Annotated in this window: 12 protein-coding genes; 4 read left to right on the top strand and 8 right to left on the bottom strand. The window is 45.6% G+C overall.

Annotation, left to right across the window (positions count from 1 at the left end; translation table 11 throughout):
• Window positions 1-12: 12 nt before the first annotated feature.
• Together I2I04_RS00310 and I2I04_RS00305 are read left to right on the top strand one after the other, a co-directional pair.
• Window positions 13-1,140, top strand: a complete 1,128-nt coding sequence (locus tag I2I04_RS00310; RefSeq protein ID WP_195654005.1) for a thioredoxin family protein — start codon at window positions 13-15, stop codon at window positions 1,138-1,140.
• A 28-nt stretch (window positions 1,141-1,168) separates the two neighbouring features.
• On the top strand, window positions 1,169-3,691 hold the full coding sequence (locus tag I2I04_RS00305; RefSeq protein WP_195654004.1) for a zinc-dependent metalloprotease: 2,523 nt from the start codon (window positions 1,169-1,171) through the stop codon (window positions 3,689-3,691).
• A gap of 90 nt (window positions 3,692-3,781) precedes the next feature.
• On the opposite strand, the gene I2I04_RS00300 is transcribed toward I2I04_RS00305, so the two are convergent.
• The 8 genes from I2I04_RS00300 to I2I04_RS00265 all read right to left on the bottom strand — a co-directional run bounded on the left by I2I04_RS00300 (window position 3,782) and on the right by I2I04_RS00265 (window position 11,348).
• The gene (locus tag I2I04_RS00300; protein WP_143257041.1) at window positions 3,782-5,437 is read right to left on the bottom strand and encodes an AMP-binding protein; all 1,656 of its coding nucleotides are present in this window, start codon (window positions 5,435-5,437) and stop codon (window positions 3,782-3,784) included.
• A gap of 7 nt (window positions 5,438-5,444) precedes the next feature.
• The gene (locus I2I04_RS00295; protein WP_143257042.1) at window positions 5,445-5,999 is read right to left on the bottom strand and encodes a helix-turn-helix domain-containing protein; all 555 of its coding nucleotides are present in this window, start codon (window positions 5,997-5,999) and stop codon (window positions 5,445-5,447) included.
• A gap of 40 nt (window positions 6,000-6,039) precedes the next feature.
• Window positions 6,040-6,813 carry a pyrroline-5-carboxylate reductase gene (gene proC / locus I2I04_RS00290; protein WP_143257043.1) on the bottom strand — a complete coding sequence of 258 codons (774 nt, stop codon included), beginning with the start codon at window positions 6,811-6,813 and terminating at the stop codon, window positions 6,040-6,042.
• A 136-nt stretch (window positions 6,814-6,949) separates the two neighbouring features.
• Window positions 6,950-8,071 carry an aspartate aminotransferase family protein gene (locus tag I2I04_RS00285; RefSeq protein WP_195654003.1) on the bottom strand — a complete coding sequence of 374 codons (1,122 nt, stop codon included), beginning with the start codon at window positions 8,069-8,071 and terminating at the stop codon, window positions 6,950-6,952.
• Between the two features lie 12 nt (window positions 8,072-8,083).
• Window positions 8,084-9,052, bottom strand: a complete 969-nt coding sequence (argC, locus tag I2I04_RS00280) for an N-acetyl-gamma-glutamyl-phosphate reductase (RefSeq protein ID WP_004310469.1) — start codon at window positions 9,050-9,052, stop codon at window positions 8,084-8,086.
• Window positions 9,049-10,257 carry an argininosuccinate synthase gene (locus I2I04_RS00275; RefSeq protein WP_004310468.1) on the bottom strand — a complete coding sequence of 403 codons (1,209 nt, stop codon included), beginning with the start codon at window positions 10,255-10,257 and terminating at the stop codon, window positions 9,049-9,051. Before I2I04_RS00275 ends, argC begins: the two co-directional genes overlap by 4 nt.
• Window positions 10,258-10,271: 14 nt before the next feature.
• Complete coding sequence (locus tag I2I04_RS00270) at window positions 10,272-10,850, bottom strand: GNAT family N-acetyltransferase (RefSeq protein ID WP_143257045.1); 579 nt, start codon at window positions 10,848-10,850, stop codon at window positions 10,272-10,274.
• A 24-nt stretch (window positions 10,851-10,874) separates the two neighbouring features.
• Window positions 10,875-11,348, bottom strand: coding sequence for an arginine repressor (locus tag I2I04_RS00265; protein ID WP_004310466.1), 474 nt, complete (start codon window positions 11,346-11,348; stop codon window positions 10,875-10,877).
• A 235-nt stretch (window positions 11,349-11,583) separates the two neighbouring features.
• Between I2I04_RS00265 and rhaB the strand changes: the two genes are divergently transcribed.
• Together rhaB and I2I04_RS00255 are read left to right on the top strand one after the other, a co-directional pair.
• On the top strand, window positions 11,584-13,041 hold the full coding sequence (gene rhaB / locus I2I04_RS00260) for a rhamnulokinase (protein ID WP_195654002.1): 1,458 nt from the start codon (window positions 11,584-11,586) through the stop codon (window positions 13,039-13,041).
• A gap of 50 nt (window positions 13,042-13,091) precedes the next feature.
• Entirely contained in the window at window positions 13,092-14,348 is a 1,257-nt protein-coding gene (locus tag I2I04_RS00255) for an L-rhamnose isomerase (protein WP_143257047.1), read from the top strand.

Raw genomic sequence — 14,348 nt, 5'->3', positions numbered from 1 at the left:
ATCAAAAGAATTATGAAACGACAGTTAAAGCATATCATAGTAACATTACTTGCTTGCTGGACTACCATCACGTACGCCCAGCAAGGAGAAGGGGTTTCTTTCCTCGACAATCCCGCATGGCAGTCCCTGCTGACGCAAGCGCAGGCTGCCAACAAACCGATTCTGGTAGATTGCTACACCGCCTGGTGCGGACCATGTAAAATGATGGTAAGCCAGGTTTTCACCCAGAAGAAGTTGGGAGACTATCTGAACGGGCGCTTCGTATGCGCCAAGATAGACATGGAAAAAGGAGAGGGACCGGAACTTGCCCAAAAGTTCAGCGTAAAAGCCTTTCCCACTTTTCTCTATCTGACCAAAGAGGGGACGTTGATGAACTCCGCCGTGGGCGGTTGTACAGCCGACGAATTTATAGAACGTACGGAACGCGCCCTATCCGGCAAAACACTGGAAGTCCTGCAAACGAAGTATGAGGGAGGGGAACGCAGTGAAGAATTTATGGTGCAGTATATTGTGACTCTCGATGAACACATGAAACGCAAAGAGGCTACGCAACTTGCATTGGAGCTGCTGGAAGGGAAAGAGAAGGAATTGTTGGAGAGCAAAGGTCTTTACGACCTTTTCTTCCGCTATATCCGCGAACCGTTTCATCCTCTTTTCCGCTACGTGCAGGAACATCAGGACGAATTTAAAGCCCAGTATGATCCGCAACAGTTAGACGATAAGTTGTATCAAGTGTGGTCGGCACATGCAAGCGACTTCTTCAAACAGGAAGGCTCTGTATATAAGATTGATGAAGAAGGGTTAAACCGCTATTTCGAAGAGATGACCCGCTTCCCACTCTTCAAAGGAGACGAAATAATGTTGCGCAACCATCTGCTGGTGGCGGAATACCAAAGAGACTGGAACAAATATGCGCAAATTTGCAACGAAGCAATCCGCAAACAAGACGTCTCGGATGGGATTCTTTATAACTGGGCTTCACGCATAGGAAACGGAACAATCACCTCCGCCACCCGAAAAATGATAACGGGCTGGGTGAAGAAACGCCTTTCCGAGATTCGCAAAAATACGACGGCGGAAAACTACCGATACATAGCATACTATGAACAACTACTGGCAAGCTTCAATCCAAAGAAATAATATTCAAACTTAAAAGAACGTATATCGTATGAGAAAATTACTACTAGTATCATTGGCGGCATTTTGCATCCCCATGCTTGTATTTGCCGGACCTAAGTCTGACAAGAAAACGACCAAAAAGAAAAAAGGTAAAACAGAAGCCGTAACGCCTCCCGCCGACCCTAAAAAAACGGAATATGACAAACTGATAGAGGGCATGAAAAGACAGGAAGGCATGCTCTGCGCTTATACCAAAGAGGGAAAGCTTCTGCTGGAACTGGGTTCCGAAGCCTTTAAGCATGATTATCTGTTGGCTACCCGATTGGCGGAGACCAGTAACACTGGGGTAGGAGTGGCGGGACAAATGCAGTGTGAACCACTTTGCTTTTATTTCTCTACTGACAGCATCAATGTGTACATACATCAACGCCAACTTGTATTCGCTGTACCGGAAGGGGACCCTGTACTTCCATCGTTCCACAAGAACTTTACCAATCCCGTGGTAGCTGCCTTCAAAGTGAAAAGCAAATATCAAGGGAACTTGACGATCGATGTTACCGATTTCTTCACCACCGACCAACGCATCATCTCTCCCATACACGACGGTATACGCAAGTCCTACTCCTTTGCACCGGACGCTTCCATTATCAAAGGAGTCAAACTGTTTCCGTCCAATATGGAAGTACGCACACAAATGAATCTCCGCAACAATCAAAACGGCCAGTGCATCACGCTGATGCTCAACCGCTCGATACTCCAATTGCCCGATACGCTGATGGAACAGCGCTTTCAGGACAATCGTGTGGGATATTTCCATTCATTCCGTAACCTGTTCGACACTCAGGAAGATAAAGTAACCACCTATAATTTTATCCATCGCTGGAGACTGGAACCTAAAGACAAGGAAGCCTATTTCCGTGGAGAGCTGGTAGAGCCCATAAAACCCATCGTATTTTACGTAGATACAGCATTCCCTCAAAAATGGCGTGAAACAATCATACAAGGTATTTTAGACTGGAACACTGCCTTTGAAGCTGCCGGATTTAAAAATGCCGTCCAAGCCAAGATGTATCCGAACGACCCTAACTTCGATCCGGATGATATGCGCTATAGTTGTGTGAAATATGCCACATACGCAATACCGAACGCGATGGGCCCCAGTTACGTAGACCCCCGTTCGGGAGAGATCCTTACAGCCGATGTCATTTGGTATCACAATGTCATCCAACTTGTACACAACTGGCGGTTTGTACAAACCGGTGCTGTAGATAAACGGGTACGTGCCAATGTGTTTCCTGACGATGTAATGTGCGAATCACTGCGTTATGTCATCTCTCATGAAATAGGACATACGTTAGGTTTGCTCCACAACATGGGAGCTAGCCATTCCTACCCCGTGGAGAAATTGCGCGATCCGGCTTTCACACAGAAATACGGTACGACTCCCAGCATCATGGACTATGCCCGCAACAACTACGTTGCCCAACCCGGCGACTTTGAGAAAGGCGTGAGACTGACGCCTCCTATTTTAGGAGTGTATGACATATATGCCATCAATTGGGGATATCGCCTTATTCCGGGCAATAAGACTCCCAAAGAGCAATCTAAGGTTCTAGCCAAATGGATTGAAGAGAAAGCCGGTGACCCGATGTACCAATTCGGATTACAGCAAATGGGGATTATTGAAGACCCGACCGCCCAAACGGAAGACTTAGGCAATGACCCGATAAAGGCTGGTGATTATGGTATCAGCAATCTGAAAATCGTCTATAAGAACTTGGAAGACTGGATGGGCGTGAAGGGAGATACTTATCAGGATTTAAAAGATTACTTTGCCAGCATTGTCGGACAGTATTCTAATTATTTGGGACATACATTGGGGTATGTGGGAGGAGTTGTATATACTTACAATCGTGTAGGAGAAAAAGACGGTGTACGTGTATTCGTACCCAAAAGTCAACAGTCCGCATCCATGAAATGGGTTGTCAGCCAACTGCGGGAAGCAAACAATTGGCTGATTATACCGGAGAAAATAATCCGCTTCGGATTTGACTTGAATGGTGCCGACGGTCTAATTCAAGGAGGTGCGGCAACACTTTACGATGCCCGTCGGTTGCAACGTATTTATGAAGGAGGCGTAGTAGACGCAAAGAACAACTATACACTCACGTCTTATTTGGATGACGTCTATCGTACTATATTCCAATTTACCATTGCCGGACAGGCACTCAATTATACTGAGATGAAAATGCAGGCGGCAGCCATCGAAGCACTGGCTACCAATGCGGGATTTATACAACCACCTATGGGGGGACTTCGAATCGGATTGGCCGATTCATTCTATTCGGAGAAATGGCGCTGTGGCTGTTCCGCCGCATCCGAGGAACAGTCAGCCACCATGCGTATGCCTGTCATTCCTCCTTTGAATCAGAAGTTGTTGCAATCTTCCTCTTTCGGGCAATTGCAGAAAATACTTCAGCTCTATAAGGCGAATAGTTCCGTAGGCAATCAGGAAAGCCGTGATTTTTATCGTTTCCAGATACAATATATCGAACGCTTGATGAAAAAATAGGCGGATGAGGGATCATTCTCTTTGAACTGAGAAAGCGATATTATAGTTCATATAATATCGCTTTCTTATTGATTAGAAACTATTTTCTACTTACTTGTTGTCATTTTCACGAATTTCCACCCGGCGGATTTTACCGCTGATCGTTTTGGGAAGCTCTTCTACGAACTCGATGACGCGTGGATATTTATAAGGAGCAGTCACTTTCTTCACGTGGTTCTGTAATTCTTTAATCAGTTCCTCTCCAGCACGTGCTTTATAGTCTTTGGATAGAACAATCGTAGCTTTTACTACCTGACCGCGAATCTCGTCGGGTACTCCGGTTATAGCACATTCCACAACAGCTGGATGAGTCATCAACGCACTTTCCACTTCGAATGGGCCGATGCGGTAACCGGAACTCTTGATAACGTCGTCTGCACGACCGACAAACCAAAGGTAGCCGTCCTCGTCTTTCCAGGCAACATCTCCGGTGTAATAAATACCATCGTGCCAAGCTTCGTGAGTGCGTTCCGCATCCCGATAATATTCTTTGAAAAGTCCGAGAGGTTTTCCTTTGCTGGTGCGGATTACAATTTGCCCTTGCTCACCGGCTTCAACAGAGCGACCTTCATGGTCGATCAAATCTACATCATATTGAGGATTCGGCAACCCCATGCTTCCCGGTTTTGGTTCCATCCAAGGCATGGTGGCGATGGTAAGAGTTGTTTCTGTTTGTCCGAAACCTTCCATCAGTTTGATACCCGTCAGTTTCTTGAAAGTTTCAAATACGGCAGGGTTCAATGCCTCTCCGGCAATGGTACAGTATTTTAGTGAAGACAAGTCGAACTTTGTCAGGTCTTCGTGAATCAAGAACCGGAAGATGGTAGGAGGTGCACAGAGAGAAGTGACATGATATTCTTGGATTTTTTCCAGAATAGCTGCCGGGGTAAACTTCTCGTGGTCGTAGACGAAGATATTGGCTCCGGCAATCCACTGTCCGTAGAGTTTTCCCCATACTGCTTTTCCCCAGCCGGTATCGGCAATGGTGAGATGAAGGCTGTTTTCATCCAAGTTGTGCCAAAAGCTACCGGTAACGATATGGCCTAACGGATAAGTAAAGTCATGTGCCACCATCTTAGGTTCGCCGGTAGTGCCGGAAGTAAAATACATCAGTGAGATGTCATCATTAGTGTTTGCATGGCGCGGACGTACAAACGGAGCAGCATTTTCGATACCCTGATGGAAATCTTCGAAGCCTTCCGGGATTTCCGGGCCGACACTGACTAGTTTTTCAACAGTGGGACATTCGGGAAGAGCATCTTTGATATGTTGCAGGATGATTCCTTCGCCGGCAGCTACAATCATTTTGATATCGGCAGCATTGCAGCGATAGATAATATCCTTCTTGGTCAGTAGGTGAGTAGCCGGAATGACGGTTGCTCCCAGTTTGTGAAGAGCGATGGTGCTATACCAGAACTCATAACGGCGTTTCAGAATCAGCATCACCATGTCGCCACGACCGATACCCAGACTCTGGAAGTAAGAGGCGGTCATGTCTGTAGATCGTTTCATGTCGGCAAATGAGAATTGGCGACTTTCGCCTTTGTCATTTGTCCAAAGTAAAGCGTTCTTGTCGGGGTGTTCGGCAGCCCAGGCATCTACTACATCGTAACCGAAGTTGAAGTTCTCCGGGACGTTTATTTTCAAGTTTTTGATAAAATCCTCTTGTGAACTGAAAGAGGTCTGTGATAAAAATCTTTCTACCATGATGTTATTACATAATTACTGCCAGAAAACGTACCGTTTTGCCATCGAGCGCTTTCATGCCATGTGGAAGTTTAGAGTTAAAATAGATACTGTCGCCTTGGTTGAGGATGATTTCTTTGCCTTCGATGTTGATAAGCATACGGCCCTCGATTACCAGATTGAATTCCTGTCCGTTATGTTTGTTGTAGTGGATCGGTTCGTCGTTTGCTTTCGGTTCAACAGTGACGATGAACGGGTCAGCGGTACGGTTCATGAATCCTGAAGCCAGTGATTGGTATTTATAAGCTTTGGTACGTTCGATGCTGACTCCTTTGCCGGCACGAGTCACGAAGTAGCTGCTCATTTTAGGCTCTTCGCCAAACATCAGGGCGTCGAGAGCTACATTATACGTACGGGCTATTTTTTGTAACATGCTGACAGAAATGTCGTAGTCTCCGGTTTCTGCAAGTCGGTATTCTTCAGCAGAGATGTCGCTGTCGCGGGCGATATCCTCTGCGGTCAGTTCCAGTACGTCACGTAATCCGCGGAGGCGTTCTGCGATCTGTTTAATTTGTTCATTCATACAAGTGGTTCGTATTTTTATGATTAATAATTTTATGGTGTTATTTGGAGGCTTTCATGGCTTTGATGATAGCGGAGGTGAATCCGTTGTGTTCCAATTCATTGATCCCCTTGATCGTGATTCCGCCCGGAGTGGTAACCTTGTCGATTTCTACGCTGGGGTGGGTATCATTGTTCTGAATCAGTGCGGCTGCTCCTTTTAAGGATTGTGCTATCATCTGCATGGCATCTTTGGGGCGAAGTCCCATTTCGATTCCGGCTTGCGTGGCTGCCTGAATATATTTCAATACGTAGGCGATACCGCAGGAGGCCAATGCGGTGGCTGCCGCTATTTTATCTTCGGGGATAAGCATCACTGTTCCCATCTCACTGAACAACCGGAGGATGAATTTGTCTTGTTCATCGTTCGTATTGCGGGCGGCGACAAGCGTCATACTTTCCAGTTCGCTGATAGCGGTATTTGGAATCAGACGGAACATTGCCATTTCCGGTGCTACGACGTAATGAGCCAGTTCTTCAAAACTGATGCCGGCAGCTACGGAGATGAGTATCTGTTTGCTTTTCAGTTTCAATTCGCGCATCACCGGTTCCATAAACCACGGTTTGACAGCAAGGATGACAATATCCGCACCTGTGGCAGCTTCCACATTGCTGTTGGTGATAGAGATATCCGGGAATTCCTTTTTCAGTTTCTCTAGTTTTCCGGCACTCGGATTGGACACGATGATGTCCGAATCGTCTATCAGACTTCCTTTTGCCAGGCCACGGGCTATTGAACCGCCCATGTTTCCTGCACCGATAATGGCTATTTTCATATACGCTTATTTTTAATGAGTTGTTAAAGACAAAGGTAACAGTTAATTACGAAAAAACAAAAAGCAGCCAGAATAAGAAATAAATTTCTAATAAAGGCTGCTTTTATCGTTGGCTGTTTATTAATCAAATGAGCGATTAGAGTACTTTCTTGAACCGGGCAAGGAAGTCTTCCGCTTCCTCCATACTAAGGCAAAGAGGAGGTAACAGGCGAAGTACATTCGTACCGCTTGCTCCGGTAAATACATGCTCGTCATAGATGAGGCGGCTGCGTAGTTCTTTGATGGGTTCTTCGAATTCGAGTCCGATCATGAGTCCGCGTCCGCGTACCTCTTTTATTTGCGGGAATTTCTTCAGTTCTTCCAGTAAGTAGTTACCTACTACCTTCGCGTTTTCTATCAGATTTTCTTGCTCAATGACGTCCATCACGGCGAGTGCTGCCGAACATGCCAGATGGTTTCCACCGAAGGTAGTTCCCAATTGACCATATACCGGTTTAAACATCGGGCTGATCAGGACACCTGCCATCGGGAAACCGTTGCCGATACCTTTGGCTACAGTGATGATGTCCGGCTTGATGTCATTATATTGATGGGCGAAGAATTTACCGCTACGTCCGTATCCGCTCTGAATTTCATCGAGAATCAGGATCGTTCCTGTTTCGCTGCAAGCTTTGCGGAGTTCCTGCATAAATTCGGTGGTCGGTATCTTGATACCGCCTACACCTTGTATTCCTTCAATGATAACAGCGCACGAGTCTCCCTTAGACAGTTTCTGCTTCATCGCTTCAATATCGTTGAGCGGGAGATAGGTGACATGACCGTTATTGTTGATAGGGGCGATAATGGAAGGATTGTGAGTCGCTTCTACCGCAAGAGACGTCCGTCCGTGAAACGCCTTATTGAAAGATACGATTTTGGTACGTCCGTTATAGAAGGAGGCTAGCTTCAGAGCATTCTCGTTCGCTTCGGCCCCACTGTTAATCAGGAACAGGCTGTAGTCTTCGTAACCGGAAATTTTGCCCAGTCGTTCGGCTACCTCTTGTTGGAGCTTGTTGATGACGGAGTTTGAGTAGAAACCAAGTTTAGATACCTGGTTACTGATCATTGCTGTATAGTGAGGATGTGCATGTCCGATAGAGATAACGGCATGACCTCCGTAGAGATCCAGATATTCTGTTCCGTTCTCATCCCATACTTTGCAACCGTCGCCTTTGACAATGTTGATGTTATATAAAGGATATACGTCGAATAATTTCATAATTCTTTGTTTTTAAAAAGCTGAAGGCTTCAAACGTAGTCCTACGGTTTCTTCCAGGTTGAACATCAGGTTCATGTTATGAACAGCTTGTCCGCTGGCGCCTTTCAGCAAATTGTCGATACAAGAGATAATCAATAGTTTGTCACCATGTTTCTCCAGATGTATCAGGCACTTATTAGTATTAACGACTTGTTTCAAGTCAATATTCTTGTCTACGATGTGCACAAAGGAGTCTTTTGCATAATATTCCTCATACATACGAACGATTTCCTCCAACGCTACTTTGGTCTTGACTACCAGTGTCGCAAAGATACCACGGGCGAAATCTCCACGGTATGGAATGAAGTCGATCTCTGCATCGAAACTGTTTTGCAGCTGTTTCAGCGATTGCTTGATTTCCGGAACATGCTGGTGCTCGAATGCTTTGTACACACTCATATTGTTGTTTCTCCAACTGAAATGACTGGTAGCACCCGGTTTCACTCCGGCTCCCGTACTTCCTGTAATGGCATTTACCATTACATCATCCGTCAGCATCAGATTTTTGGCAAGCGGGAGCAAACCGAGCTGGATGCAGGTTGCAAAACAACCGGGATTGGCTACGTGCTTTGCCGTACAAGTGGCACGGCGGTTCAGTTCCGGCAGACCGTAGATAAAGTCGTGGTCGTCGCTCATAATACGGTAGTCCATCGAGAGGTCGATAATCTTCAGGTCTTCCGGTATGTTGTGACTTTCCATGAATTTCTTTGTATCGCCGTGGGCAGTGCAGAAAAAGAGAACGTCGATTTCGTCCAAAGGCAACTGGTCGGTGAATCTTAGATCTGTTTCTCCATACAAGCCTTCGTGTACGTCGGTAATTCTGTTTCCGGCATTACTGCTGCTGTTGATAAATACGATTTCAGTTTCCGGATGGTTGAGCAGCAGACGGATTAACTCGCCAGCTGTATATCCTGCGCCACCAATGATTCCTGCTTTAATCATATCTCTTCGTCTTTGTGGTTGTTATAGTAAACACGTAGCGGTGTAGAAGTTACTTTGATAAAGCCTTTTGCGTCTTCGGCTGTCCAGCCTTTCTGCATTTCACCGTATTCTCCGAATTTAGTCTTCACCAGATCGTCTTCCGATTCTACACCTACGGTAGAGAAGGAAAGAGGGCGAAGTTCGAGGATAGCCGTACCGTTTACGTTACGCTGGCTTTCCTGTAACATAGCTTCGATGTCACGCATCACCGGTTCCAGGTATTGGCTTTCGTGGAGGAACATACCGTACCAGTTGGCTACCTGGTCTTTCCAGTATTGTTGCCATTTGCTCAATGTATATTTCTCGAGGAAGCGATGGGCGCCGATAATCAACATCGGAGCGGCTGCTTCGAATCCTACACGGCCTTTGATACCGATAATTGTATCACCCACGTGCATATCACGGCCGATACCGTATGCTGCACCAATCTCTTCTACTTTCTGGATGGCTTTGATCGGGTCGTCAAACTTCTCGTCGTTGACAGCTTTCAGTTCCCCTTTTTCGAAAGTCAGGCGAAGCTGTTCGCTGCCTTCTTTTTCAACGTGTTTGAGGTAAGCAGTTTCCGGGAGTCCTTGCGCGGAGTCGAGGATTTCGCCACCACAGATAGAAGTACCCCACAAACCTACATTATAAGAGTATTTCAGTTTGGTGAAGTCTGCGCTGAAACCATGCTTGTTCAGATAATCAATTTCTTCCTGACGGCTCAATGCCATGTCGCGGGTCAATGTGATGATTTCCACATTGGGAGCCAGTACGAGGAAAGTCATATCGAAACGGATTTGGTCGTTACCTGCTCCGGTAGAACCGTGCGCGATAGCATCCGCGCCGATTTCGTTGGCATAGCGTGCAATGGCTAATGCTTGGAAAATACGTTCGGAACTAACTGAAATAGGATAAGTACCGTTACGCAGCACATTTCCGAAAACCATGTATTTCAGGCTCTTTTCGTAGTATTCCTGGGTAACGTCCAGTGTCACGTATTTCACTGCTCCCAGTTTATAAGCATTTTCTTCGTTTGTTTTCAGTTGTTCTTCGCTGAAACCACCCGTATTGGCACAAGCTGCATATACTTCGTAACCTTTTTCTTTGGCGAGGTACATGACGGTGAACGATGTGTCCAGTCCGCCGCTGAATGCCACCACTACTTTTTTCTTCTTTTCTTCCATAGTGCTGTATCTTTTTAAATGTTATTTCTTTCTTGTTCCTTTTTTATGTTCCGCGGGTCTGTCGGATCGTACAGCATGGCTGTACAGATACAGAACTTGCGGTTTTTCGCTACCAGAATATCATGATTGATACATCCTTCGCATCCTTTCCAGAAAGCTTCGTCGTCTGTCAGTTCGTTGAAGGTGACAGGCACATAACCCAGTTCGGTGTTCATCTTCATGACAGCTGCTCCGGAGGTCAGACTGAATATTTTTGCTTTCGGCCATCGGAGACGTGCCAGTTGGAAAGAAGCTTGTTTGATACGTTTTGCCAGTCCTAATCCACGGAAATCAGGATGAACGATCAGACCGGAAGTAGCCACATATTGCTTGTTTCCCCATGATTCGATGTAGGTGAATCCGGCAAAAGTATCGCCACAAAGAGCAATAATCGCCTTACCTTCTTTCATCTTTGTCGCTACGTATTCGTGTGTGCGTTCCGCAATTCCTGTTCCTCGTACGGCGGCAGCATTTCTGATAGTTTCCAAAATAGTGTCAACGTAAACCTCATGTGAGGCGTCGGCTACCATAACATCTATTTGTTGAGTGTCCATTTCTTTATTATATAATAGGTATAATTATTCGATATTGGGAATGATGAGTGACAGAAGCTGACGTATTTTGCTGATGGCAACTCCTTCACGCAACACCAACATGATCGTGTCGTCACCGGCAATGGTTCCCAGAATTTCACTGAATTCATTGTTGTCGATGTCATACGCCATGCTGCTGGCATAACCGGGACGGGTGCGGATAACGGCAATGTTACCGGAAAACTGTAAAGAGATAAATCCGTTGTTACGTAACATTTCACCGGCACTCTGGTCGGTAGAACGTTTATACATAATGTTGTTCGGCAGTACATATACGTACTTTCCGTTCATACTGGCAGCCTTGGCTACTTTCAATTGTTTCAAGTCGCGGGAGAGGGTGGCCTGTGTCAGTTCGAAGCCTTCGCGGTTCAACTCTTGCAGCAGTTCTTCCTGCGAACCGACCTCCTTGCTCGAGATAATCATTTTGATGGCGTCTAACCGATTTGCTTTCTTCTTCATTGTATAATTATTCTAAGAATGGTGCAAAAGTATGCATTATTTCGGAGAAAATATGCATAAAACCAAAGTTTTTTTGCATAAAAGTGAAAAATATGCTAAACGGTGAGAGCCTGCTTTTTTGTTTTGTGTCAAAATGTATACCCTTTCAATCAAAATACATAAGGAAAGGGAGGAGGGAATCGCCTATCTTTGCAATGTAGGTAAATGGATACCTTAAATATATAGACAGAATACCATGAAACAAAACTTTTTTGCAGTCGACCTGGGCGCAACGAGCGGCCGTACAATCTTAGGAACTTTCATAGAAGGCGGATTAAATCTGGAAGAGATTAATCGCTTTCCTAACCACCTGATTGAAGTGGGTGGACATTTTTATTGGGATATTTATGCATTATATCGTCATATTATTGACGGATTGAAGTTGGTTGCTCACCGTGGTGAATCCATTGCTTCTATCGGTATTGATACCTGGGGAGTGGATTTTGTATGTGTTGGAAAAGACGGCAACCTGCTTCGTCAGCCTTATGCATACCGTGACCCGCATACGGTAGGTGCACCGGAAGCTTTTTTTTCCCGTATTTCGCGTAGTGAAGTCTATGGCAAAACGGGTATTCAGATTATGAATTTTAATTCACTTTTCCAATTAGACACTTTACGTCGCAATCATGACAGCGCATTAGAGGCGGCAGATAAAATTCTGTTTATGCCGGATGCGTTAAGTTATATGCTGACCGGAGAGATGGTGACGGAATATACGATTGCTTCCACAGCGCAGCTGGTGAATGCGCAAACACGTCGTCTGGAACCGGAGTTGTTGAAAGCAGTAGGATTGAGCGAAAAGAATTTCGGACGTTTTGTATTCCCGGGCGAAAAGGTGGGAGTATTGACAGAAGAAGTGCAAAAAATAACCGGACTGGGGGCAATTCCTGTAATTGCAGTAGCCGGACATGATACCGGTTCAGCAGTTGCTGCCGTTCCGGCACTCGATCGTAACTTTGCTTATTTGAGCAGCGGAACCTGGTCATTGATGGGAGTAGAAACGGATGCTCCGGTGATTAATGCCGAAACAGAAGCGTTGAACTTTACCAATGAAGGCGGTGTGGAAGGAACCGTCCGCCTGTTGAAGAATATCTGCGGGATGTGGTTGTTGGAACGTTGCCGTTTGAATTGGGGAGATACAAGCTACCCTGAATTAATCAGTGAGGCGGATGCTTGCGAGCCGTTCCGTAGTCTGATTAATCCGGATGATGATTGTTTCGCGAATCCTGCGGATATGGAAAAAGCTATTGCTGAATATTGCCGGGTTACCGGACAATCAGTTCCCGAGAAACGTGGACAAGTGGTACGTTGTATTTTTGAAAGTCTGGCTTTGCGTTATCGTCAGGTATTGGAGAATTTGCGTTCACTTTCTCCACGTCCGATTGATACATTGCATGTGATTGGTGGAGGTAGCCGGAATGATTTGCTGAACCAGTTTACAGCTAATGCGATAGGAATCCCTGTGGTAGCCGGTCCGTCTGAAGCGACAGCTATCGGTAATGTGATGATTCAGGCAATGGCAGCAGGTGAAGCAACGGATGTTGCCGGTATGCGCCAGTTAATCAACCGCTCTATCCCGTTGAAAACTTATCAGCCGCAAGATACGGAAGCGTGGGATATGGCATATATCCATTTTAAGAATTGCGTTCGATAATGCATTGAACAACCGACAGAATAATCATTTATTTAAACTAATAGAATATCATGAAAAAAGAAGAACTGATTCAGAAAGCGTATGAGATTGCTGTGGAACGTTATGCAGCAGTAGGTGTGGACACCGAGAAAGTATTGAAAACGATGCAGGATTTTCATCTGTCACTCCATTGCTGGCAGGCTGACGATGTTGCAGGATTTGAAGTACAGGCCGGCTCATTGACCGGAGGTATTCAGGCAACCGGTAATTATCCGGGCAAAGCTCGTAATATTGATGAATTGCGTGCTGACATTTTGAAAGCTGCTTCTTATATTCCGGGGACTCATCGTCTGAACCTGCACGAAATCTATGGAGATTTCCAAGGTAAGGTGGTAGACCGTGACCAGGTAGAACCGGAACATTTCAAGAGCTGGATCGAATGGGGTAAAGAACACAACATGAAACTTGACTTCAACTCTACCTCTTTCTCTCATCCGAAATCAGGTGACTTGTCTCTTTCTAATCCCGATGAAGGTATCCGTCAGTTCTGGATTGAACATACCAAACGTTGCCGTGCAGTTGCGGAAGCGATGGGTGAAGCACAGGGGGATCCGTGTATCATGAATCTTTGGGTACATGACGGAAGCAAGGATATTACGGTAAACCGTATGAAATATCGTGCATTGTTGAAAGATTCTTTGGATCAGATCTTCGCTACCGAATATAAGAATATGAAAGATTGTATCGAATCTAAAGTGTTCGGTATCGGTCTGGAAAGCTATACAGTAGGTTCTAACGACTTCTATATCGGTTATGGTGCTTCTCGTAACAAGATGATTACATTGGATACCGGTCACTTCCACCCGACAGAAAGTGTAGCTGATAAAGTATCTTCACTGTTGCTTTATGTACCTGAATTGATGTTGCACGTAAGCCGTCCGGTTCGTTGGGATTCAGACCATGTTACTATCATGGATGATCCGACAATGGAACTGTTCAGCGAAATCGTTCGTTGCGGTGCTCTGGACCGTGTACATTATGGTCTTGACTACTTCGATGCATCTATCAACCGTATCGGTGCTTATGTAATCGGTAGCCGTGCTGCACAGAAATGTATGACTCGTGCTCTGCTCGAACCGATTGCCAAGTTGCGTGAATACGAAGCAAACGGACAGGGATTCCAACGTCTGGCTCTGCTCGAAGAAGAAAAAGCGTTGCCTTGGAATGCAGTTTGGGATATGTTCTGCTTGAAGAACAATGTTCCTGTTGGCGAAGATTTCATCGCGGAAATTGAAAAGTACGAAGCCGAAGTAACTTCTAAACGATAA

Source organism: Bacteroides sp. 1001136B_160425_E2 (assembly GCF_015559655.1).
GTDB lineage: Bacteria > Bacteroidota > Bacteroidia > Bacteroidales > Bacteroidaceae > Bacteroides > Bacteroides luhongzhouii.
Note: the sequence above shows the minus strand (reverse complement) of the source record. Positions and strands in the feature narration are given on the sequence as shown.

Excerpts from the sequence above, each read along its gene's own strand:
- I2I04_RS00310 (WP_195654005.1), top strand. The coding sequence starts at position 13 with ATGAAACGACAGTTAAAGCATATCATAGTAACATTACTTGCTTGCTGG.
- I2I04_RS00305 (WP_195654004.1), top strand. The coding sequence starts at position 1,169 with ATGAGAAAATTACTACTAGTATCATTGGCGGCATTTTGCATCCCCATG.
- I2I04_RS00300 (WP_143257041.1), bottom strand. The coding sequence starts at position 5,437 with ATGGTAGAAAGATTTTTATCACAGACCTCTTTCAGTTCACAAGAGGAT.
- I2I04_RS00295 (WP_143257042.1), bottom strand. The coding sequence starts at position 5,999 with ATGAATGAACAAATTAAACAGATCGCAGAACGCCTCCGCGGATTACGT.
- proC (WP_143257043.1), bottom strand. The coding sequence starts at position 6,813 with ATGAAAATAGCCATTATCGGTGCAGGAAACATGGGCGGTTCAATAGCC.
- I2I04_RS00285 (WP_195654003.1), bottom strand. The coding sequence starts at position 8,071 with ATGAAATTATTCGACGTATATCCTTTATATAACATCAACATTGTCAAA.
- argC (WP_004310469.1), bottom strand. The coding sequence starts at position 9,052 with ATGATTAAAGCAGGAATCATTGGTGGCGCAGGATATACAGCTGGCGAG.
- I2I04_RS00275 (WP_004310468.1), bottom strand. The coding sequence starts at position 10,257 with ATGGAAGAAAAGAAGAAAAAAGTAGTGGTGGCATTCAGCGGCGGACTG.
- I2I04_RS00270 (WP_143257045.1), bottom strand. The coding sequence starts at position 10,850 with ATGGACACTCAACAAATAGATGTTATGGTAGCCGACGCCTCACATGAG.
- I2I04_RS00265 (WP_004310466.1), bottom strand. The coding sequence starts at position 11,348 with ATGAAGAAGAAAGCAAATCGGTTAGACGCCATCAAAATGATTATCTCG.
- rhaB (WP_195654002.1), top strand. The coding sequence starts at position 11,584 with ATGAAACAAAACTTTTTTGCAGTCGACCTGGGCGCAACGAGCGGCCGT.
- I2I04_RS00255 (WP_143257047.1), top strand. The coding sequence starts at position 13,092 with ATGAAAAAAGAAGAACTGATTCAGAAAGCGTATGAGATTGCTGTGGAA.